Below are 23,265 nucleotides of genomic sequence, written 5' to 3'. Positions count from 1 at the left end.
AAGTTACTTACTTAATTATAGTTAATGAAAGGAAGTCGGTACAGTGCCTAAAGCAAGTATTATTTACACGGTAGTACGCATCCTATTCGGAGTGTTATTTTTAATTCATGGGATCGCCAAGCTGCAGATGGGTCTTGGCAATGTGGCGAGCTGGTTCAACAGCATCGGTTTGCCGGGAGGGCTCGGTTACGTAGTCGCATGGCTCGAGCTAATCGGAGGGGTGCTGCTCATCGTCGGATTCGCCACTCGTTATATCTCGATTGTCTACATTGTCCTGATGGCAGGCGCCATTATCAGCGTCAAACTGCCATTGGGCTTACTCGGAGATGGCAAAGCCGCAGGCTTCGAGCTTGAGATCGCCTATTTGCTCATTGCTTTGTTCCTCACTGTAGAACCGAAAAAAGGCTGGGGCATCGACCGGTTGTTCGGAGCTTCGCCTAACGCATCCTAATCTTGCATTCATAAGGAGGTAGTATTATGGGAACTTCGTTGTTTATCGGTCATGGCTCCCCTATGCTGGCGATTCAGGATCTCCCTTACACCAGAGAGCTGCGTCAGCTGGGCGATCAACTGGGCAAGCCTGAAGCGGTTATCGTGTTCTCGGCTCACTGGGTGAGCCGCGGTCAAGCCGTAACGTCAACAGACGGCGTGTACGAAACAATTTATGATTTCGGCGGCTTCCCCGACGAGCTGTTCCAGGTTGTGTATCCAGCACGCGGTTCGGTTAGCATCGCTGACGAAATCAATGCTCTGTTCGAAGCAGCAGGCATTCCGGCTCAAAGCAATACGGTTCGCGGGCTCGACCACGGCGTATGGGTGCTGCTGCGTCATATGTACCCTGATGCCGATGTCCCGGTTATCGCTCTTTCCGTCAACCCTACTCTGCCGCCTGAGCAGCAATACCGTATCGGGCAAGCGCTTGCCGAGCTAAGCGAACGAAGAAACGTCGTGATCATCGGCAGCGGCGCGACGGTTCATAACTTCCGCGCCATGAATTTCGCCGCACCGGAGCAAGCCGATTCCTGGGCGAAGGAGTTCGATGATTGGCTGATCGAGCATATGGAAAAATGGGATACGGCAGAGCTGTTCAATTATTTGCAGCTCGCACCTCATGCCAAACAAGCTACGCCGGATTACGAGCATTTCTTGCCGCTCTTTCTTGCGATGGGCGCCGGAGACAGCCGCAAAAAAGCGGAGCTCCTCCACCAAAGCTACCAATATGCGTCGCTAAGCCATTTGATCGTGAAATTTTAAACTGCTTAACTATTTGACAGACGGCGGCTCCTACTTAGGGGAGCCGTCTTTTTTACCACAATAAAGTACATAAGATTCCGAGGTCATCGGATGAAAAATTGTGTTTTGGCGATAAAGGAGAGGCCTCGATAGAGGTTTTCTCATGCAAAGGATTGAAACTGACATTTCATGGCAACAATACAATGTAAATGTGAATATTGTGTAAAGGGGCTATGCGAATGCAGTATAATCTCACAACCAAAAACGATCTGAAGGAAATTATCCAGTCTGCTATCGAACAGGAAAAATGGAACGCAGCGATCAAGCTGATTCAAACCGTTCTGGATATGGAGAGAAACGGCCGCGACACGATACTCATAGAAGTAAGGCATGCTCCACCCGCTACAGGAGATTAATAACGCTATCATTTTTGTCACCTTTATACCAATGGCTCGAAGCAGGCTGTGTCGTGTAATCTCGAGCTTCTATGCAATCTGCTTTCCTGACTGGCTTAACAATCAGTCTTGCTCGCCCGACGGAAGTCTTGGGCCGGTAACCTCCCCTCCTTCCCTCTACATACAGTAGTGCATGAGGGGGTATCCGCACATGTCATGGAATCAAAGCATCCCGTATTTAATCGGCAAGCCGGTAGGCGTCTCTTTGACGAACGGGCAAGGAGTATCCGGCGTTTTGTGCAGCGTACAGGGCGGAGAAATCTATTTGCTCGAATATTTGTACCACACGCAGTTCGCAACCAAGCACTACCCGCTGAGCCAAATTCAAAGCATTCTTCCATTCCCGGGCTGTTCTAGGCCGCAAGCATATCAGCCGGCACCTTTCTACTAAAGCATCCTGATGCATGGACTTAAGAAGGCCGTCTACCGTAAGGATCGTCATCCGCGGGAGGCGGTCTTTTCATTTCTTTCGATAAGGGAACAAACTTTTTTTAGTATGTGATTTTAATCACATACAATGTTATCCAAATCGAGTACACTAAAAGTGTAGAAAGGAAGCAAACAAAAAAGAAAGGAACATGAGTCATGAAACCAAAACTACAAACTAAACGATCCCGACGATCCGGCACAAAATAAACCAACGAACTTTGTTTTTTACCCTGGATTGTGAAATATTTCACCAATAAACTTGAGGAGTGACTGATCATGGTACAATGGCTTAGAGAAAACAGATATGCGGCGATGCTTCTTCTTTTCGTAAGATTGTATGTCGGTTATGAGTGGTTAACAGCAGGATGGCATAAGCTGACAGGAGGCTTCGACGCTGGAGGATTCCTGAAAAATGCGGTCACCAAGCCTATCGCTGACAAAGCGACCGGCGAGCTGGTCTACCCTACCTTCACCGCTTTCGTGAACAACTTCGCACTGCCGAACGTAAAGCTTATTAACATCCTTATCCCGATCGGCGAATTCCTGGTAGGCCTTGGCTTGATCCTCGGCTGCTTGACTGCCGCGGCAGCGTTCTTCGGACTCATGATGAACTTCATGTTCATGTTCGCCGGTACGGTAAGCACTAACCCATGGCTAGTCCTGGTAGGCGGTATCGTATTCATCGCAGGTACTAACGCAGGTAAATACGGTTTGGACTACTACCTGATGCCAATGCTCCGCAAATGGTTCGCTCATAAAAAAGACGGCGCCAACCACACAGCAGGCAAAGGCACGAAGCCTACCGCAGCTCACGCTTAAAGCATCAAGATAACGAAAAGCGATAACTAAAGCCAAAATAGTTCCTTCCCCCGCACCTTCCCGGTGCGGTTTTTTTTATTTCTGTAAGATTCCCTACGCGTTCCTAGCCTCAATTTCTCGCAAGGTCTTCCGCTTCCTCTTCCATAAACTTCCGTTTACATTCAGTTTAAAAAAGTATCGTATTCTGCTCTCACAAGAAAAAAATAAAGGAGAGATCGAAACCATGTCTTCCGACAAACCGAATCTGAAGCTTATTCTAACCGGCCTTCTGCTGGGACTGCTCCTGGCGTCGCTGGATCAGACGATTATGTCGACGGCCATGCCGACCATCATCAAAGATCTGGGAGGTCTGTCGCTGTACAGCTGGGTGTTCTCCGTCTATATGCTCACCTCGACGACCAGCATGCCCATCTTCGGCAAGCTCGCCGACCTGTACGGGCGCAAGCGCATTTATTTAATCGGAATGTCGCTATTCATGATAGGCTCGGCATTGTGCGGCTTGGCCGGCAATATGACGGAGCTCATCGTCTTCCGCGGCATTCAAGGCATCGGCGGCGGTGCTCTGATGCCGATTGCAATGACCATCATTGGAGATGTCGTAACGCTGGAGCAGCGGGGCAAAATGCAGGGCCTGTTCGGCGGCGTATTCGCCCTCTCGAGCATTATCGGCCCGGCAATCGGCGGTTTTATCGTTGAGCATGCCAGCTGGAACTGGATCTTTTACATCAATCTGCCCTTCGGCATTGCCGCCATGCTGATTATGGCTGCCGCGCTGAAAGAGAGTAAAAGCAGCGAGAAGCGGACGATCGACTGGCTCGGTGCGGTTACTTTGAGCGGATCGATTATTTCGCTGCTGCTTGCCCTTGTGCTCGGAGGCAGCGGAGAAGGCGGCGGTACCGTCCATTATGCTTGGAGCTCGCCGCAAATCATCGGCCTTCTAGCCGTTAGCGCCGCCTTGCTGGCTGTATTCCTATGGATCGAGTCCAAAGTGAAGGAGCCTATCCTGCCCTTGAAGCTGTTCAAAAACCGCGTCATCGCCGTATCGTATTTGACCGGTTTTCTAATGAGCGCGGCCATGTTTGGTGCGATCACCTACATTCCGCTGTTCGTACAGGGCGTTATCGGCGTCAAGCCTTCGATGGCGGGTTACATTTTGACACCGCTCATGCTGTCCGTCTTCGCTGCGGCTATGATCGGCGGACGCCTCCTTAACAAGGTGCCTTACAGAGCGATCATTGTTGCCAGCATGACGATTATCGGCATCGGATTCGCACTGCTCGCGCAAATGGACGTTTATACTACGAGCGGGACCATCATTCTGTATATGATCATTGCCGGACTGGGCATGGGCCCGCTTATGCCGACCATCAATACGGCCGTGCAAAGCGAAGTCGGCCGTCAGCTGCGCGGAGTCGCTACGTCCTCCGTCCAATTTTTCCGCTCCATCGGCGGGACGATCGGCGTCAGCGTTATGGGAGCGCTCATGGCGGGCCGGATGACCGAGGGCCTGAGCGGCATCGGCGCCAAGCTCCCTCAGCTGCCGGCAGAGCAGCTGCAACAGCTCGCCAATCCGCGCGTCCTGCTCGATCCTGCAGCGCTGGCAGCCATCCCGCGAGACGTGCTGCTCGAGCTGCAGCAGGTGTTCACCTCCGCAGTCGACCAAGTGTTTATCGCCGGTTTTATTATTATCGTCCTGGGCTTTATCGCCGGCTTCTTCATGGGCAACGCCCGCTTGACCAATCAGGACGGCGAAGGCGGAGGAGCCCGCAAGGCACCCGCGCCGGCGACGGCTGGCGCCCCGGAAACGGCAGCCAAGCCGGAACTCGTATAAAGGAAGTAACTGGTGTATGCTATTTCTATTACCGATGATGATTCCGTTCCATCCGTTGGAGGATATTGCAGCAAGGAGGCCGGGTACAACCATGACAAAACTGATGATCGTGGACGACGATCCCCATATTCGCGAGCTGGTTCGGGTGTTCCTAAACAATGAGGGCTTTGAAGTGTACGAGGCCGTGGATGGCGAGGATGCACTGAATAAGCTGGCGTCGCTAACTGTCGATATGGTCATTCTCGATATTATGATGCCGAACATGGACGGCTGGGAGCTGTGCAAGGAGCTGAGGGAGCATTATGAGCTCCCCCTGCTCATGCTCACGGCCAAGGGTGAAACGGCCCAGAAGGTAAAAGGCTTCGAGCTCGGTACGGACGATTACCTCGTCAAGCCGTTCGATCCGCCCGAGCTGGTCGCCCGGGTGAAGGCGCTCCTGAAGCGGTACCGGATCGCCGCCTCCCAGACGGTTCAAGTCGGTGAGCTGGCCATGAACCGCAAAACGTATGAGCTCACCGTCGCAGGAGAAAGCATGACCATCCCTTTAAAGGAGTTCGAGCTGCTGTTCAAGCTGGCGAGCTACCCCGGCAAAACGTTTTCGCGCGAGCAGCTGATCGAGCAAATATGGGGTTACGATTTCGAAGGAAACGAGAGAACGGTCGATGTTCATGTGAACCGTCTCCGCGAGCGGTTTCCCGAAGACCGGTGCTCTTTTAAAATCAACACGATCCGGGGCTTGGGCTACCGTCTGGAGGTTTTCCCATGAAGCTGCGCTTCGCTGCCAGCGTAGTCGGCTTTCTGGTCGTCACCATCCTGTTTTGGACCATTGCGTTTCTAATCACCGCCTATATGTACGATGCGCGGGACAGAGAGGCGCTGTGGGCCGACATGCTCGAAAGCGGCAGCAAAATCGCCTTATTGTCCGGCCCCGACTCAGGCGAGATGAACGCGGAAATGCTGATGAAGCAGCTGGCGCTTCTCAAGAAGGAACGCATCGTGCTTATAGACACGACGGGCCGCAAGCTCGACTCGGGAGGAGCGGACGCTTCGGCGTTCGCCCAAAGCATCGATCCGGCCGACGTCGCTCAGGTGCTGTCGGGGGATATCCTCCAGCGCGTGGACCGTCCGAACCTGTTCATGGCCGGCTTTGCCGTTACAGGCCAAACTCTTATGCTAGGCGGGCGCCCTTATGCCCTATTCATTCAAGCGGAAGCGTTAAGCCTGTTTCACGATTACGGCAAGCAGCTTCTCACGGTCGTAGTGGATCTGCTCCTGTTTTACATCGTCATTCTCTGCGCTACTCCGGCAAGGAAAAAACAAATGCAAGCTCTGAAAAACATGGTCGCCGCCATCCGCAAAATTGCACGTGGGGATTTCAACGTCACCTTCACGGCGCTTCATAACCGCGGGCCTTGGGGCGAGCTGTCGCAAAGCTTGAATCATATGGCGGTAGAACTGAACCAGATGGAGCAAATGCGGCAGGAGTTCATCTCCAACGTGTCCCACGAGATTCAGTCTCCGCTGACATCGATCAGCGGATTTGCCCGCGCCCTGCGCAACGAGCAGTTGAACCCGGAGGAGCGGCTTCACTATCTCGACATTATTGAAACGGAGAGCAAGCGGCTGTCGAAGCTGAGCGACAACCTGCTCAAGCTGACGTCGCTCGAATCGAATCATCACCCGTACGAGCCGAAGCCGTATCGGCTGGATAAGCAGCTGCGCCGCATCGTGCTGGCATGCGAGCCGCAATGGCTGGACAAAGCGATTGACATGGACGTCGACCTCGAAGAAGTAACTGTCCATGCAGACGAAGATATGTTGAGTCAGGTATGGGTCAACCTGATTAACAACTGTATCAAGTTCACACCGGACAAAGGAACGATAGGCATCCACCTGCAGCGGCTGGCCGATTCGGCCGTCATCCGGATTACCGATACCGGAATCGGCATTGCACAGGAGGATTTGGAGCATATCTTCGAGCGCTTCTACAAAGCGGATAAATCGCGCAACCGCAGCGGCACGAGTAACGGCAGCGGGCTCGGGCTGTCGATCGTGAAAAAAATCGTCGAGATGCACCACGGCAGCATCCAAGTGCAAAGCCGCCTCGGCGAGGGGACGACGTTTACCGTTACCCTGCCGATTTCATCGTAATGGGCCAGGTGAAGGGAGTATCCTTCACCTCCCCCCATGCGAATTGCATCTCCCAGCCTTCTCATGGCTCCAACAATGGCCATAACGGCTTGAAGATGGCCTCTAGGACCATCGGAGGGCCGGGAGTATTCGGCAAGTCCAGCATGGACAAGCCCCAGCCCAGGAGAAGAAGCGAAGCGAATACTACCCGGTCCCGCTTCGGCTTTTTTTTGAGCTGCGGCCATTCAACCCATGCAATAACCAACACAGAGACCGTAACGATGTAAAAGAAGGTCCATCTCATTGTTTCGTCACCTCTTCCTCAGGCATTCCTCCCGGGGTGTTAATAAGCCCGGGTCTAAGAATATGTGCTTCCACTTCAACCTTCACTTTCACATCCGGAAATGTGTCATCCCAATGATCTTTTACCGCCTCCCATTGTTTAGGATACTTACGGTAATATTCCGTCGCGAAGCCGAACATATCCACTTTTAACCGTTCCTGCGCCTCGCGAAGCGCTAGGCGGATTCGTTCTGTCACGTCGTTCGCAAACGACTCCTCCATGCTCTTTAACAAGTTCGGATCCATCGGATCGAGAACGGTTCCGTTCTGAACCAAATCCCCCTCCGTATACACCTTAATGGTCATCCTCCACTGATTTCCATCCATTTCAGGAATCATCCTTACCCTTGCTTTTACCGGTTTTAACGATACGAATCCTTCCTCCTTGCCGATTTTATAGGTCACGGTATATTCTTTGATCTCATTTTTGATCCACATGACGCCGCGCGTTACTTTTTCCGATATTTCGCCAACCATCTTGTCTTTTTTGAATATGGCCGTACCGAAGATGTACGGTATCGTTTGATACGGCTCGGCCGATACCGCTTTCGGAAGAATGTAGATCAGCGGGAGCATAGCCGATCGGGCTTCCCCTTTCAGCATCTGGCTCAGTTGCTCCAGCGTCACACGAATGCCGATTTGCAAATCGGATAATTTCCTCATCACTTCCGCCGAGGACCGTTCGATAGGCGGAAACAATTCAAGCGCTTCGGCGGCTAGCCCTTTGCTGACAAACATATAAGCTCTCTCGCGCGGCTGAGGATGACGAACCAAAAAATCGAATTGCTCCCGGATTCCTGCTTTAGCCAACGTTTCGCTGAAAACAAATATTTTGCATTGCCCCCAAAACAGCTTCCGCGGCATCTTCCGCTGCAGCTTGGATAATGCATCCGCAATATTGGACCCTTGCTCTGACCGTATAGTGGTGCGCCGCGCCGCGCCTCCGCCGGTTCCTCCCCCTCCCATCATCCCCCCTGCGCCCTGGTTCTGCGGAATAATGACTTGGATGGTCGTTCGGATCTGGTTGTTCTCTCCCATATCGAGGGCTAAAGCCGTCACCACCGCCAAATCGTTCAGCTCGGTACGGTCCCAGCAGCCTCCAAGCAAGATCAGAAGCAGAACGGCGACGGCCGGTTTCCCGATACGTTTCATTGCTCCGCCCCTCCTTTGCCCAATGCTTTTCTTTTGAAAATGGCTGTCAAAAGCAGCAGTAATGGAATGACCGTCAGCATGAGCGGCAATTCGAACGGAATGATGAATCTGTTATATATGGCAGTCGCAGCAAAAGTCGGCAGCCCCCACAAGCTGAAAGCCATAATCAGGAGTCCCACGGGAAAGACAACCGGACGGTAATCGGACAGACTTAAGCACTGTGCGAGCGAAAGAGCCGCTGTATAGTAAAATCCTCCGATTTTGACAAAGTTTCCGAGCACCCACATGGCCAAAAGCAGTGATTCCAAATTTTCGAAAAAATTGCCTAAGCTGATATAACGGAAAGCAACCAAAATCGGATACATTTTATTGCTTGAGTCCACACCAAGCAGGAACAAAGTAATGATATTGACGTACGTCAAGCTCATTATGGCGGCGCTCAAGGAAAGGACCCCCCACTTTCTTCCTTTTTGCGGATCGGTCAGGTACGGGAGAAAAAACGAAATCAGGAAATATTCGCTGAACCATGCTTGCGGCATAGCTGCCCCCTTGAGTACAGGTACCCACCCATGATGAAGGACCGGAAACAGATTCCGCACATCCAAGTCAGGAATCAGAAACAGGAGAAAAAAGGTCGGAAGAATAAAGAAGGGCGTGAAGATCGTTGCGCTCCTTGCGATCATTTCCACTCCGCCGCGTACGGCGAAGGCCGCGAGCAGAAGGATGGAGAAAATAACTAACAGGATCGGTGTTTTGAATAAAAAGTTGCCGGTCACAAAATCCGCATATTGACGGGTAACCGTTCCTGAAATAGAGGTGATCAAAAGATAGTATGCTATTCCGAGTATTTTACCAGGTATTTTCCCTGCGATACGAGTGCTGTACTGGATTGGGGTTTGCTTCGGGTACAGCTCATGTAACCGGATCGCTGTAAGGACGCTTATCAATCCGCATATGGAGGCAACAAGGGGTGTCATCCATAAATCATTTTTTGCGTACTCTCCGGCAGTGACCGGTAACGTTATAAAGCCTGTAGCCAAAATAAGAGGGTACATAAGAAGTCCCATTTGATAGGCGGACATTTTTCCCTTCTCCAGCATGTTCCGTTCACCCGCTTTAGGTTAAGATTTATTCCAGTCCCTGTTCTTATTTCGCCGACTTTCATCGGGTCGCTTTTTCACCGCCATTCGTTTTCTTGGCGCGCAAAGCCCGGATAATCAGCAAGATCATCGGAATGATCAAGAGAATCGTAGTAATTTCGAAAGGGGCTACCAGTTTCAAATACAGCTTGACCTTCGGTAAATCGGGCAGCCCCCACATGCTGCATATGACGGCCAAAATTCCGATTGGAAACACAATAGACCGGTAATCGGACAGTTGACAGGTATGTGCTAATGAGAGCACGGTCGCATAATAGAAGACTGCAATTTTGACGAAGTTTCCGACGATCCACATGGCCAACAGACCTGCCTCCAAATTCTCGACAAAATTAGCGACGCTGATATAGCGGAAAGCCGTCAAGACAGGATACGACTTATTCTCGATATCCGGCCCGAGTAGAAATAAAGTGATCAGATTGACATAAGTCAAGCTGAGAACGACCGCGATTAGCGAAACCGTGCCCCATTGTTTTCCTTTTCCCGGATCCTGCAGGCAAGGCAAGAAAAACGTCATTAAAAAAAATTCGCTCATCCATGCTTGAGGCGATGCTGTTCCCCTAAGGACAGGGACGAATCCGTGATTCAGTATGGGAAATATATTTCCCAAGTCCAGCTGGCCGATCAGAAACAGCAGAAGAAATAATGGAATAATAAAGATGGGTGTGAAAATGACGGCACTTCTGGCCAACATCTCCACACCGCCGCGTACAGCCACAGCAGCAAGTACAATCATTAAGGCAATAACAAGTAAAATCGGTGTTTTGAACAAAAAGTTGCCTTTGACGAATTCGGCATATTCCCGGGTAATGATCCCTGTGGCACGCACTAAATACAGGAAGTAAATGACGCCCAATATTTTACCCGGTATTTTTCCGACAATGTTTTCGCTGTACTGAACGATACTCTGTTTAGGATAATGATCGTGCAAGCGGCATGCAGCATATATGGCGATGACGCCCGTCAAAGAAGCTAACATACTAGCCAGCCAAAGATCGTTGCCTGCATATCGGGAAGATAGGGTCGGAAGTACGAGAAACCCCGTACCCAATACCGTGGGATACAGCATAAGCCCCATTTGTACCGCCGAAATCTTTCCTTTCTCCAGCATCCGACCCACCCCTTTTACTTTTCGTCACCTCTCTCCGGCCCCGGCTTTTGACTGGCAGACTGCCGGTATTGATCATAGTCCCCGGTAAGATGAGGACGCGTATTCATCATCCACCAAGGCGCTCTCACAAAGATATCTTTCAACTCGCCCCCCTTTGGAATCGCGACGGAAGCCAAATAAGGAATGCCGAAGGATCGCAAGCCGCACAGGTGGAGAACGATAGCGATAATCCCCATCATAATGCCAAGCAGCCCTAACGTCCCCGCCAGAAAAATTAATGGAAACCGCAGCATCCGTATGGCAATCCCGACGATGTAACGCGGAACCATAAAGGACGAGATGCCGGTAATGGCAACCACGATAACCATAGGCGCAGAGACAAGGCCGGCCTGAACCGCTGCCTGGCCGATAACGAGCGCCCCGACGATGCTGACGGCAGCGCCTATCTGCTTGGGCAGCCGCACTCCCGCTTCACGAAGCGCTTCGAACGTAACCTCCATAATCAGCGCCTCAATAAAAGCCGGAAAAGGTACCGCTTCCCTTGAGCTTGCCATACTGATCAACAGCGAGCCCGGCACCATCTCTTGGTGAAAGGTAAGCACCGCAACATAAATCGATGGAAGCAGCAGCGATATTAATGTAAACATATATCTCAGCCATCGCGTAATCGTAGCGATCCAAAACCGTTGATAATAATCTTCTGAAGACTGCAATAAGGAAAATAAGGTTACAGGTGCAATAAGAACAAATGGAGTCCCCTCCGACAAAATCGCTATCCGCCCCTCCATCAGGTTGCCGCAGGTAACGTCGGGACGTTCCGTGCTAAGCAGCTGAGGAAACGGGGAGTAAGGCATATCCTCTATCATTTCCTCGATATACCCGCTTTCCAGAATTCCGTCGATGCGAATGCGATGGAGCCGGTTTTTCACTTCCTCTATCAGTGTCTTGTCCGCAAGCCCCTCGATATAAGCCAAAGTGACATTCGTCTGGGTATAATCGCCGATTTTCATTGTTTCCATTTTGAGCCGTGGACTCTTAATGATGCGCCGGATTTGGGAAGTGTTGACCCGCAGCGTCTCGGTAAACCCTTCACGCGGCCCCCGGATCCCTACTTCGGCCGAAGGCTCTTCAATCCCCCGCTTCTCCCATTTGCTCAGCCCTAATGCCAGTCCCTGGGCTTCATTCTCGCACAATAGAACCGGATATCCGTTGGCCGCATACCAGACACAATCTTCAATCGTCGCAATCGGTTTGGCATCCGATACGGAGATGATCCTTTCCGCCAGCTGCTTCATATCTGCAAACCCGGCGATGTCCTCCTTCAACAGAGGAGTAATCACATACATATCGATAGAATCGCAGTTCGATAACCCTTCGACAAACAATAAATTGGCCTTGATCGTTCCCCCGATATAAAAAGTCCTAAACACGACGTCCGAACAATTGGCATAAATGGAATGAAGCAAATTCAGATTGCTTTGCAGGTCCGGGACAAGAAGGTGTTGAGAATTTTGAGCGTGCTGCTGCTCTTGAACCGGAGGCGCAGGTTGTCTTTTTTTCAATAACTTCAGCAGCAGGTTTCTGTTCAAGCTTGCTCCTCCTCAGGGGCTGGCTGTTTTCCCATAAATTGTTTAGTTGTAATATGCGCAGCGGCAGCCACTTTCATGCCAATATTTTCTGCAAAGGATCCCGCTGTCCTCCGCTTCTTGCGGCCATGACAAAAAACCGCTCTCCCCGTAAGGGAAAAGCGGTTTTCGTGTTGATAAGCTTCCATCCGTTGGATTAGCCCTTCAAAGATCCTGCGGACATTTGCATGAACGATTTGTTAGCCAATACGTATACGACCAAAATCGGCAGGATGGACAAGCATGCGCCGGCCAGCATCAGGTTGAGCTGCGCCGCGTCGCCCGTACCGTAGCGCAGGTTCGCGAGACCGACGGTCAGCGGCTGCAGCTTCGGTGAGCTCATCGTAAAGACGAGCGGCAAAATATACTCGTTCCAGCCGTGGCGGAAGGCGAACAAAGCCGATACGCCAAGTCCCGGTGCGACCAGAGGCAGCACGATTCGCCAGTAGATGCGGAAATAGCCGCAGCCGTCCAGCATTGCCGCTTCATCCAATTCCTTCGGTATCCCTTGGAAGAAGCCGAGCAAAATGAAGAACGTGGAAGCATGACCCGCGATGAGGATGATGACGACACCCCACAGCGTTTTGTTCAGGCCAAGCTGCACCATAATATCGTATTGCGGACGAAGCACTACCGCGCCGATCGAGATAAACATGGTAGCGGACTGGATGAAGACGAACAGCTTTTTGCCCGGAAAATCGAGCCGGTTGGCTGCGAACGCCGCCATGGAAGCGACGATCAGCGTGCCGATCGTAGATACGATACTAATAAACAAGCTGTTCCACGTAAAAGTGCTGAAGTTCCCTTTTTGCCATGCATTCAAATAGTTGCTGAACTGCCACGACTTCGGAAAAAACGTGTCGCCCAAGTTAATCTCAATATTCGTTTTAAACGAATTGATGATAGCCATAATGACCGGAAAGACCGTGATGACCAGAACGGCAATCAAAAACGCCCACAGAATGACGCTGCCCGTATATCTGCTTGCCTTGGACCGGCTTTTTTGCCCCGCGTGTACGGTTGCAGGTGCGTTGCTCATAGTATCCGCTCCTTTCCCCTATTAATACACCTTGTTCAGGCGTTTCGAGATGTAGAAGTATGCTGCCGTGATGATACCGACGATCAATGCGGTTACGAAACCGACCGCGCTGCCGTAGCCGAACTGCGGCTGAACGCCGGAGCCAGTGGAAACCGGGAAGAACAGCTTGTACACGTACAGGAACATAACTTCGGTCTTGCCGACAGGTCCGCCCTCGGTGAGGACCATGATGCTCTCATAGCCCTTCAGGGAGTTGATGATCGCGTACATGATAATGATTTGCAGCACCGGTCCCAGCATCGGAATTGTGATATACCAGAACTTCTGCGCTTCGTTCGCCCCGTCCAGCGAAGCACTTTCATACACATCGTTAGGAATGCTTTGCAAGCCGGCGATGAACAGGAGCATATAGTTACCGAACGCTCCCCATGCGGCGATCAGAATGACCGTAAGCATTGAGTACTTCTGCCCCAACCAGTCGATAGGCTGGTCAATGATGTGGAATTGTACCAGCATTTTGTTCAAAATCCCGTTATACGAGTTAAAAATAATGAAGAAAACGACGGCCATTACGGCCGAGCTGATAACCGTAGGCATGAAGTAGACGGCCCGGAAAAATTGACGCCCGCGCAGCGCCCGGTTCAAAATCACCGCCAGAATCAACGATAGCGGAAGCGTAATAATTAATTTGCCACCGGCGTAGATGAACGTGTTCCAAACCGAATCCCAGTACAGCTCGTCGTGGAACAGCTGTTTGAAGTTGTCGAGGCCGATGAAAATTTCCTTGCCGTATCCTTTATAGTCGTAGAACATGTACCGGATCGCCCACAGGATCGGATACACGGAGAAGACCAGCGTCAGGAACAGGCTCGGGACGACGAAAACGGCGGATACCCCGTAGGACCTGAGTTTTTTTACCATGGTGTTTCCCCTCCTAAGAGTTTCGTCGAAGACGAAACTGGCATCGTAAGCATTAGCTAAGTTTTGCCGCAGGCAAAACTGGATTCGTAAGCACTAGCTGAGTTTCGTCGAAGACGAAACTGGCATCGCAAGCATTGGCTGAGTTTTGCCGCAGGCAAAACTGGCTTCGTTAGCAGTACTAAGTCTCGTAAGCAAAGCTATTTGGCAAAAAGAAGGGGACCGTCTATTGGAAGGTCCCTCCTCTTCTTGCATAACACTACAATCCAATCACTGCTTCAGCTTTCATCCACAGCTTAAACAGTAAATCTTACTTCAGCTTCAAATCCTTACTTCAGCTTCATCGGATCGAAGTTCGGATCCGGAGTTACCTTCACGTCGCCTGCTTTGATTGCTTTATCCAGCGCATCGTTGTAACGCTTGGTCAGATCGGCGATGATCGTATCTAAGTTTCCGCTGCCGTCCAGGATGTATTTCCAGAACGCATCCGCATACTTCAAGCCTTGCAGCGAGCTGTCTACGTTAGGCTTAACCGGCCAGATCGCATCGGATTTCGTAGGAACGAAATCTTTGTAGCCGTAAATGTCCGGAGTTTTCATTTTCTCGGCAACCGATTGAAGCACCGGCATACCAAGACCCGTTTCTGCATATTTCACGAGGTTTTCCTCGCTGTACATGTACTCTACGACTTTCCATGCCGCTTCTTTGTTTTTGGAGCTGCTGCTGATAGCCATCCATTGTGCGCCGTTCATTCCGTTCAAACCTTTCACCGTACCGTCAATGGAAGGCACGTCAGCCGCAGCCCATTGAACTTTGGTAGGGAACTGCGTTTGGTAAACGCCGATTTCCGCGGAGTAGGACAAGTACATCCCGATTTTACCGGCCGCGAATTGCGCGCGTAGCGGGTCAATATCCATCGATTCTACGCCCGGCAGCATGCTGCCGTCGTCTTTCATTTGCTTAAGGGCGGTAATGACTTCTTTGTAACCGGCGAAATCGTATTTTCCGGTCTTGAAGTTGTAACCGTCGACTCCATAGCCGCTCACCTGCAAAATGTTGCGGACGGAACGCTCCATCGCGCTTGTAGGGTTTTTGAAGTTTTCGGCAAAACCGTAGATGCCGTCTTTTTTGCCGACCTCGGTAATTTTTTTCGCGGCGTCCACCATTTCCTGCAGCGTTTTCGGAGGGTTGGCAATGCCCGCTTTTTCGAACAATTCTTTGTTGTATACGAGACGAATCGTCGTTCCATAGTTAGGGAGCGTGTAGATTTTGCCGTCGTACGTGTTCGCGCTGTCTCTCAAAGTGCCTTCAAAGCGCTTCTTCATGTCGTCCTTCATATAGCCGTCCAGCGGCTCGAAGTACTGCTTGCGCGCCATGTTGACGAAATCGAATTTGGCGTTAAGAATGTCAGGAGCTTGTCCGCTTGCATAAGCAAGGTCAACCGACTGAACGTAGTTCTCGGACATAACGCTCATTTCCACTTCAATGTCCTGGTGGTCCGCATTGAATTTCTCTATGAGTCCTTTAATATGATCGACGTCATGACGGTCGGCCGTCCAATAAGTCAATTTCGTTTTGCCGTTGGCACCGCCTGCCGCGCCCGCGTTCGAACCGTCTTCCTGGTTGCCGCATGCCGCAGCTGTAAAGGCAAGGGACAGACACAGTACCGCTGCCATTGATTTTTTAACCATCGTATAGTACCTCCCTGTTTCGTACTTAACTTGTTCTTATGTATATAGATTATGCGATTTTTGTCGAAATTGGAGTGCGGTGAAACAATCACAAAGGGATAAAATCCGACGATAGTCCCAAAATCGTTTTTTCCGCCCGCCTGAAAAAGCTGATCGCTGCCTTGGATTTGCCTATCATTGCCCGCCAATAGAATCGTCTCCTAGCCAGTCCGGCATGTGGAGCCGCTCTCCGGGACACAGACCTGTCACTCGTATTGTGTTACTATATGATTATCGGAATTTGAGAACACCGGAAAGAAAGGATTACGCCATGAGCTTGCTGTTAACCCGCAAGACCATTAAATCGCTGTGCGACCGGCTTTCCTACGAGAAAGGATTAGCCTATTATCGTGCAGGCAAAGTCACGTTTCAACAGTACGATACCGAAATGTCTTCCTATGAAGCTATAGTGAAAGCGGACAAAAGCTCCAGCTACCGCGTTCAAGTCCAATTCGACGATCTGGGTGAGGTGAAGGCCGAATGCGAATGCCTAACCCTGCAATCGTATCAAAAATATTGCGGCCATATCGGTGCCGTCCTGCTTCATATACAAGATGCCCAACCAAGCGGACATCTGCCTCCGCCGCTTAACCGTGCCGCCTTGAGTGCGGATTCCGGTCCCCCTCTGCGTTCTAATGCTGCCGAAGAGGAGCGCGAAGGAGGCGGAATCTCGCTCAAGGACCGCCGCCTCGCCGGCGATCTGCTCGGCCTGTTCGAGCCCAGGCAGCCGCTCCGTCCCGGCCGGAACCGGCTGGTCACGGACCCCCGGACCGTGCTGGAGGTGGAAATCACACTCAAGCCGGTTCCCTATGGTTACAGGAAAACAATGTTCGGGATTGAGCTCAAACTAGGACTGCAGCGACTATATATTGTCCACGATATAAGAGAAGCTCTGGAGCGGATTTACCGGCGCGAGACCATTGCGTTCTCCAAGCATTTTACTTACGACCCGGAGGTCCACTGCTTTCAAGCGGAGCATGACGATATCATCCGCCAGCTCATCCAGCTGTGCCACAATGAGTCGCTCCTGCAGGAGCCAACGGCTGCGAAGCCGCTGCGCATCGGCAGCGACCGGATGATGCTGATTCCGCCTGCCCAATGGGAGTCGCTCTATCCTCTGTTGGTCTCGGCCCCTACGGTCCGGCTCGAAGCGGACGGCCATGTGTACGACGGCCTGCGCCTCACCGATGAAGCCCTTCCGCTGCGATATACGTTCGATCAGAACGGGAATGAAGGCTACCGGCTGAGCGTCGAGGGCTTGGAGAAGCTGACGATGCTGGAATCGTACGGCATGGCACTCGCAGACGGAAAGCTGCTGAAGCTGAAGGACGACCAATGCGTGCGGCTGTCAGGGCTTAAGCAAATGCTCGATGCGTCCGGGACAAGCGAAATGGTCATTCCGCCGGAGCAGATTGAGCCATTTATGGAAAAAGTCGTTCCCGGGCTCATGAAGCTGGGGACGGTCCATATCGCACAGTCCGTGTCCGACCGCGTTCTTCAGACCGAGCTCAAGGCCAAGCTGTATTTGGACCGGGTAAGGGACCGTCTGCTTGCAGGGCTCGAATTCCAGTACGGCGACATGGTGTTCAATCCGTTGGAGAGCGCGAGACAAAGCCGCAGTACGGACCGCATTCTCATGAGGGATGGGGACAAGGAACGGCGCATTTTGGAGCTGTTGGAGCAAAGCACCTTCGTCATGACGGAGGAAGGCTTTTATATGGATGACGAGGAAGGCGAATACGAGTTTTTGTACCATACGGTTCCCGAGCTGGAGAAGCTGGCCCAGGTGTATGCGACTTCCGCCGTCAAGGCCCGAATCATCGCCAAGCATGCGCCTCCGACTATTACCGTTGACGTCAATGAACGGACCGATTGGCTCGAGATCAAGTTCGATATGGCGGGAATTGCCGAGGCGGAGCTGCGCGGTCTGCTGCAGTCGCTGGAGGAGAAGCGCAAATATTACAAGCTGCCGAACGGCGCGCTGCTGCCGCTGGAAAGTGCTGCGTTTCAGGAGATTGTCCGCTTCATGAATGAGGTCGGGGTCCGCAGTATCGATGTCAAACAAGCACAATTCCGGCTCCCGGCGGTCCGCGGGCTCCGGCTCATGGACGCGCAGCTGCAAGGCCGGGCCGTGCAGCTCTCCAAGTCGTTCCGCCGTCTCCTCGAAAACATGAGGAACCCGGATCACCTGGACTTCCCTGTTCCCGAAACGCTAGCCCCTATCATGCGGGATTATCAGAAATACGGGTATCAATGGCTGAAGACGCTCGCCCATTATCATTTCGGCGGTATTTTGGCGGATGATATGGGGCTCGGCAAAACGCTGCAAAGCATCGCCTATCTCGTCTCCATCCTTCCCGACATCCGGGATAAGAACCTCCCGGCGCTCATCGTCGCTCCCGCTTCCCTGATGTACCATTGGCACGCAGAGCTGCAGTCGTTCGCCCCTCATCTGCGAGCGGTCGTCGTGGACGGAAGCAAGCTCGAGCGGACGGCGGCCCTCAAGAGATCGGAGGAAGCGGACGTGCTCATTACCTCCTACCCTCTCCTTCGCAGAGACATGGAGCTGTACGTCAAGCATTTGTTCCATACACTGATTTTGGACGAAGCCCAGGCTTTCAAAAATCACACAACGCAGACGGCCCAGGCGGTGAAGGAGCTGCAGGCGACTTACCGGTTCGCGCTCACCGGCACACCGGTCGAAAACTCGCTTGAGGAGCTGTGGTCCATCTTCGATGCGGTATTTCCGGAGCTGTTCCAGAGCCGTCAAGCCTTCGCCGATATGACCCGGGACACTATCGCCCGCCGGGCCCGCCCGTTTCTGCTGCGCCGGCTCAAAACCGACGTGCTGAAGGAGCTGCCTGAGAAGATCGAGTCGGTCCACACGTCCGAGCTGCTTCCGGAGCAGAAGAAGCTGTATTTGGCCTATTTGGCCAAATTGCAGAAGGAGGCGCTGAAGCATTTGAACGACGACGGCGGCTTTCAGAGAAGCCGGATCAAAATATTGGCCGGCTTGACCCGGCTGCGCCAGCTGTGCTGCCATCCGGCTCTGTTCGTCGAAGATTACGCAGGCAGCTCGGCCAAATTCGAGCAGCTGCTGGAGATTATCGAGGAATGCCGGAGCTCGGGGAAACGAATGCTCGTGTTCTCGCAATTTACCGAGATGCTCGGCATCATCCGGCGCGAGCTCGGCCTGCAGGGCGTGACGCACTTCTACCTCGACGGCAGCACGCCTGCTGCCGAGCGGGTCGAGCTGTGCCGCAGGTTCAACGACGGCGAGAGAGACTTGTTCCTCGTCTCGATGAAAGCAGGCGGCACCGGTCTCAATCTGACCGGAGCGGATACGGTCATCCTCTACGACTTGTGGTGGAACCCGGCCGTAGAGGAGCAGGCCGCGGACCGGGCTCACCGCATCGGCCAGCAGCAGGTCGTTCAGGTGATCCGCCTGGTCTCCCGTGGAACCGTCGAAGATAAGATGGTCGAGCTTCAGCAGAAGAAGAAGCGTCTGATCGATGAAGTGATCCAGCCAGGCGAGGAATCGCTGTCCTCCATGACCGAGCAGGATATCCGTGATCTGCTGATGATTTAGCCGCATACTCAACCCGGTAACAACTAAAAAACCTTGATCAGTACTATGGGTCAGCTCCGTGAACCCCATAGTCTCAGATCAAGGCTTTTTACTATGGCACCGATTCGGGGAAATGCCTGCAGATCACCGCTCGTTGCCTTCTCTTCTTAATCCATGTCGGTGACATTTTTTAACGCCACTCTCAGGCGCCCTTTTCTCTATCTTCACCGTGAAACTGCTGATGCGTATCGTCTTTTGGAGCTGGCCTTACTCCACGATGCCTTCCCCTACTCCGCCAAGCCGGCGCTCTGCCTGAACTCGGACGGAGTCATGCCCGTAACCTTCTTGAACACGTCGCTGAAATAGCGGCGCTCCTCATAGCCAAGCGCGGAGGCAATCTCCTGGATCTGCTTGTTTTGCAGCAGCATCTCCTTCGCTTTCTCCATCCGTGTTGCGGTCACGTATTGGTTGAAGCTCATACCGGTCACCTTCTTGAACAGGTTGGCAAAGTAGCTGCCGCTCAAGTGCACCTGCGACGCGCAATGCGCCACCGTCAGCTCCGCAGACAAATGCTGCTTGATGTAGGCAATCGCCCGCTCAATGACCAGATGCGCCTGCGAGGCGCTCCGCTCCTCAACGATGGTGCAGCCGTGCTCGCAAATTTGCTTCAGCAGCTCGTAAATGTCGTGCACCGAGCCGCCGCTGCTTGTCTCCATCTCCTGCAGCAGCTCCTCCAGCGGCCCGATGTCTTCGTAGCTGAGCTTCTCCAGCAGAACGCGGACGAGCATGTTGGCGAAGCCGTGCAGCAGAAGCGCGAGATAACGCGGCTGCGGCCGCGGCTGGAAGTGAATCAGCTCCTCGTATACTTCCTCGAGGATTTCGAGCGTCCTCTCCCGGTTGCCCGACTGCAGCGCAAAGGCGATATCCTGCACCCGGTCGGCAGGGTATTTGGGCAGCTGCTGCTTGTCCTCGATCACGTCGCTATAGCAGACGACGCCGTTGCCGCCTGTATAGAAATGATAGGACATCGCCGTGACGGCCTGCTGATACGAGACCGGCAGTTCATCGGTCGTCTCCGCCCGGTTCCCTACGCCTACAGACACCGTATATTTCGCATAGGTGGCCAGATGCTCGCAGCAGCGCTCCGCCAGAGCGGCATGGCTGTCCGCCTCGTATTCATTGTAAATAATGACGAAGCGGCCGTCCGAATCGCGGAAGACGACGCCTTTTGTATACGCGTGTATCGTTTCCTCCAAAATGTTTTGCAGCGTAAAGCGCAGCAGCTCGATCTCATTGACCGGCCAATCCTTGCTGGTCTCCTGGAACCGGTCGATTTCGAGCACCATAACGACAAACCGGCTCCGGTCGAGACCGATTTGCAGGAAGTCCCACCGGTCGCTAATTTTGCTCTCGTTCGCCTTGTGCCGAATCAGCAGATTGAAGAACTCCTGCCTCAGCACCGGCAAGCTTTCCTTGACTCTCCGCTCCATCTCGCGAATGTTTGATTGCTGCCTCTTGGTCTCCAGCACGGCATTCCGCGCCTTCTGCACCGTGTCCGTAATATCCTCCAGCGAGAACGGCTTCGTCACGAAGTCGAACGCCCCGAGCCGGATCGCCTCCTGCGCATATTCGAAATCACTGTAGCCGCTGATCAGAATGATTTTGCAAAAAGGCAGCTTATCGACAATCGCCCGTGTCATCGTAAGCCCGTCCATCTTCGGCATCCGTATGTCTGTGATGATAATATCGGGTCTTTCGCGTAATGCGAGCTCCAGTCCTTCTTCTCCATTCAAGCAGGCGCCGGCGATCGTAATTCCGTATTCATCCCATTCGATTCCGTTTACGATCCCGTCAACCACATCTCTAATATCGTCGATGACGATCATATTAATTGCCGATGACTCCATCCTCTTCCCCTCCTCCATACCATGGTATCGTTAGCGTTACCGTAGTTCCCTCCCCCGGAACGCTGTCTATCGAAAAAGCAGCTTCATTTTCGTAATAGAGCTTCAATCGTTCCACAATGTTATGCAGCGCGTAGCTGTCGGACGATTCGGCGGCCCGGCGTATGTTCTGAAGCGTCTCCTTATCCATCCCGTGTCCATTGTCGGAAATGGTGAAGACAAGCCGGTCGTCGTCCTGTTCCAGCCGAATGACAATCAAGCCGCCGGCCTGCTTGTTCTTGAACCCGTGAAGAATGGCGTTCTCCACCAACGGCTGCAGCAGTACCTTAAGGATCGGATGCTGTTGAATCGACTCGTCATTTGGCGCTTCGATCCGATATTCAAACAAATTCTCGTAGCATCTCTGTTGAAGCGACAAATATTGCTCCACGTGGAACAGTTCTTTCTTGATTGTTGTCAGTTCTTTGCCGCCGTTTAAGCCCAATTGAAACATTCGGGACAACGACATGACCATCTCCCCGACCTCGTCGGACTTTTTCAGCTTCGTCTTCCAATAGATCGTGTTCAATGTGTTATATAGAAAGTGCGGGTCGATCTGCGCCTGCAGCGCCTTGATCTCCGCCTTATGCTTATCCTTCTCGACACGGCGGTTCACTTCGATCAGCTGCCCGATTTGCTCCAGCATCCGGTTAAACTGCCGGCCCACCTGGGTCACTTCGTCATTGCCGTCGGTCTCGAACCGGACCGTCAGGTCATTCTCCCCTGCGCGGCGCATCAGCAGTTGGAGCTTTGTCAGCGGCTTGGCGAGCAGCGTGCTCAGCCCGTTGGAGATGAAGAAGCCGAGCACAATGCAAAGCACGGTTACGATCAGCGTGGCCCACTTGATTCCCGTAGCTTGACTCAGCAGCTCATCGGTCGGTTTGACGCTAACGTATGTCCATTTGTCATCGACAGATGATTTTACAAAATTCGCCAAATAGGTGTTTCCATTCCAATCGTAATCGAATGCGCCCTGTTCCCCCGACTTGAGCTGCTCCTGAAACTCCGGCTCCTTGAGCATATCCGCATATTTATACGGCTTCTGCACGAACAATGGTGAGCCGTCTTCTTTCAGCATCGTGACGCCTTCGCGCCAGTCGCTGATATTATCGGTCAAAAAGTGCCATAATCCGTCTTCCTTCAAATTAACGATGATGTACGAATCGGGAATGTAGAGGCTGGAAATCGCCGAAATAACTAAAGATACGACAGGTACCTCACCAGCAAAAAAAGGATCCTTATGCCCCTCGATCCAGATGGCATGCCGTTCCTCCCGAATTCTGTCGTACATAGAGGTGTCCTTAAACCGGAATTCGGTCCGCGGCACATCCGCGGGGTAGAAATCGCCTATCGGCGTCGTCAGCAGAACCGAGTGCAGCAGCTGTTCATTGAGCTTGAGCTGCATGAAAGGCGTCTGCAGCGCCCCGAAATGAGTGAAGTAGTTGGAGCTGTCCCCGGTCACGACATCCTTCATCGTATTTTCATAGGAGGTGCTGATTACGAGCGTCATAAGCGATACGGCCACGTGCTTCAGCTTCTCGTCGAACGCCTGGGATGACTTGTTCAGCGTATCCTGACTCAGCTTCAGCGCGTTATTTTGCACTACCTGGGCGGATATGTAATAGGTTGTCCAGCCGACCGTCAGCACCGAGACAATGATCATGACGGCAAAGGCAATGCGCAGCCGATGCCTTAACGGATATTTCTGCAAAGTACGGAACACTTGCGTTTTCTTCCTCTCTTCTGGTGCCGTTCCTACAATTCTCTTCCTTAAATCATACCA

The 23,265-nt window shown here is 52.5% G+C and carries 19 protein-coding genes; 9 read left to right on the top strand and 10 right to left on the bottom strand.

The window, feature by feature from the left end; all coding sequences use genetic code 11:
* The first annotated feature begins 43 nt into the window (after window positions 1–43).
* The 8 genes from DVH26_RS01030 to DVH26_RS00995 all read left to right on the top strand — a co-directional run bounded on the left by DVH26_RS01030 (window position 44) and on the right by DVH26_RS00995 (window position 6,918).
* Window positions 44–451, top strand: a complete 408-nt coding sequence (locus DVH26_RS01030; protein WP_239630753.1) for a DoxX family protein — start codon at window positions 44–46, stop codon at window positions 449–451.
* 26 nt (window positions 452–477) lie between these two features.
* Complete coding sequence (locus tag DVH26_RS01025) at window positions 478–1,254, top strand: DODA-type extradiol aromatic ring-opening family dioxygenase (protein ID WP_239630752.1); 777 nt, start codon at window positions 478–480, stop codon at window positions 1,252–1,254.
* Between the two features lie 218 nt (window positions 1,255–1,472).
* The gene (locus DVH26_RS01020) at window positions 1,473–1,649 is read left to right on the top strand and encodes a hypothetical protein (protein ID WP_239630751.1); all 177 of its coding nucleotides are present in this window, start codon (window positions 1,473–1,475) and stop codon (window positions 1,647–1,649) included.
* A gap of 190 nt (window positions 1,650–1,839) precedes the next feature.
* Window positions 1,840–2,079, top strand: a complete 240-nt coding sequence (locus DVH26_RS01015; RefSeq protein WP_239630750.1) for a hypothetical protein — start codon at window positions 1,840–1,842, stop codon at window positions 2,077–2,079.
* 314 nt (window positions 2,080–2,393) lie between these two features.
* Window positions 2,394–2,936, top strand: coding sequence for a DoxX family protein (locus DVH26_RS01010; protein WP_379459280.1), 543 nt, complete (start codon window positions 2,394–2,396; stop codon window positions 2,934–2,936).
* Window positions 2,937–3,159: 223 nt separating this feature from the next.
* Window positions 3,160–4,767, top strand: a complete 1,608-nt coding sequence (locus DVH26_RS01005) for an MDR family MFS transporter (RefSeq protein WP_239630749.1) — start codon at window positions 3,160–3,162, stop codon at window positions 4,765–4,767.
* A gap of 91 nt (window positions 4,768–4,858) precedes the next feature.
* Window positions 4,859–5,533: a response regulator transcription factor gene (locus DVH26_RS01000; protein ID WP_239630748.1), complete on the top strand. Its 675-nt coding sequence runs from the start codon at window positions 4,859–4,861 to the stop codon at window positions 5,531–5,533.
* The gene (locus DVH26_RS00995) at window positions 5,530–6,918 is read left to right on the top strand and encodes a HAMP domain-containing sensor histidine kinase (RefSeq protein ID WP_239630747.1); all 1,389 of its coding nucleotides are present in this window, start codon (window positions 5,530–5,532) and stop codon (window positions 6,916–6,918) included. The genes DVH26_RS01000 and DVH26_RS00995 overlap by 4 nt, the downstream gene beginning before the upstream one ends.
* Before the next feature lie 61 nt (window positions 6,919–6,979).
* On the opposite strand, the gene DVH26_RS00990 is transcribed toward DVH26_RS00995, so the two are convergent.
* The 8 genes from DVH26_RS00990 to DVH26_RS00955 form a co-directional block, all read right to left on the bottom strand.
* On the bottom strand, window positions 6,980–7,201 hold the full coding sequence (locus DVH26_RS00990; protein WP_239630746.1) for a hypothetical protein: 222 nt from the start codon (window positions 7,199–7,201) through the stop codon (window positions 6,980–6,982).
* A complete protein-coding gene (locus DVH26_RS00985; protein ID WP_239630745.1) occupies window positions 7,198–8,391 on the bottom strand; it encodes a Ger(x)C family spore germination protein in 1,194 nt (397 codons plus the stop codon). Before DVH26_RS00985 ends, DVH26_RS00990 begins: the two co-directional genes overlap by 4 nt.
* Complete coding sequence (locus DVH26_RS00980) at window positions 8,388–9,491, bottom strand: GerAB/ArcD/ProY family transporter (RefSeq protein ID WP_239630744.1); 1,104 nt, start codon at window positions 9,489–9,491, stop codon at window positions 8,388–8,390. Before DVH26_RS00980 ends, DVH26_RS00985 begins: the two co-directional genes overlap by 4 nt.
* Window positions 9,492–9,552: 61 nt before the next feature.
* Window positions 9,553–10,659: a GerAB/ArcD/ProY family transporter gene (locus DVH26_RS00975; protein WP_239630743.1), complete on the bottom strand. Its 1,107-nt coding sequence runs from the start codon at window positions 10,657–10,659 to the stop codon at window positions 9,553–9,555.
* A 14-nt stretch (window positions 10,660–10,673) separates the two neighbouring features.
* Window positions 10,674–12,248 carry a spore germination protein gene (locus DVH26_RS00970; protein WP_481857567.1) on the bottom strand — a complete coding sequence of 525 codons (1,575 nt, stop codon included), beginning with the start codon at window positions 12,246–12,248 and terminating at the stop codon, window positions 10,674–10,676.
* A 193-nt stretch (window positions 12,249–12,441) separates the two neighbouring features.
* The gene (locus DVH26_RS00965; protein WP_239630742.1) at window positions 12,442–13,323 is read right to left on the bottom strand and encodes a carbohydrate ABC transporter permease; all 882 of its coding nucleotides are present in this window, start codon (window positions 13,321–13,323) and stop codon (window positions 12,442–12,444) included.
* 21 nt (window positions 13,324–13,344) lie between these two features.
* Window positions 13,345–14,244, bottom strand: coding sequence for a carbohydrate ABC transporter permease (locus DVH26_RS00960; protein ID WP_239630741.1), 900 nt, complete (start codon window positions 14,242–14,244; stop codon window positions 13,345–13,347).
* Between the two features lie 326 nt (window positions 14,245–14,570).
* Window positions 14,571–15,932: an ABC transporter substrate-binding protein gene (locus DVH26_RS00955; protein ID WP_239630740.1), complete on the bottom strand. Its 1,362-nt coding sequence runs from the start codon at window positions 15,930–15,932 to the stop codon at window positions 14,571–14,573.
* A 310-nt stretch (window positions 15,933–16,242) separates the two neighbouring features.
* Between DVH26_RS00955 and DVH26_RS00950 the strand changes: the two genes are divergently transcribed.
* Entirely contained in the window at window positions 16,243–19,560 is a 3,318-nt protein-coding gene (locus DVH26_RS00950) for a DEAD/DEAH box helicase (RefSeq protein WP_239630739.1), read from the top strand.
* 266 nt (window positions 19,561–19,826) lie between these two features.
* On the opposite strand, the gene DVH26_RS00945 is transcribed toward DVH26_RS00950, so the two are convergent.
* Together DVH26_RS00945 and DVH26_RS00940 are read right to left on the bottom strand one after the other, a co-directional pair.
* The gene (locus DVH26_RS00945) at window positions 19,827–21,446 is read right to left on the bottom strand and encodes a response regulator transcription factor (protein WP_239630738.1); all 1,620 of its coding nucleotides are present in this window, start codon (window positions 21,444–21,446) and stop codon (window positions 19,827–19,829) included.
* Window positions 21,427–23,205 (bottom strand): sensor histidine kinase, encoded by a 1,779-nt coding sequence (locus DVH26_RS00940; protein WP_239630737.1) that lies wholly within the window; start codon window positions 23,203–23,205, stop codon window positions 21,427–21,429. The genes DVH26_RS00945 and DVH26_RS00940 overlap by 20 nt, the downstream gene beginning before the upstream one ends.
* Window positions 23,206–23,265: the final 60 nt, after the last annotated feature.

Origin of the sequence: Paenibacillus sp. H1-7 (assembly GCF_022354825.1) — a bacterium.
In the GTDB taxonomy this organism is placed as follows: domain Bacteria; phylum Bacillota; class Bacilli; order Paenibacillales; family NBRC-103111; genus Paenibacillus_S.
Note: the sequence above shows the minus strand (reverse complement) of the source record. Positions and strands in the feature narration are given on the sequence as shown.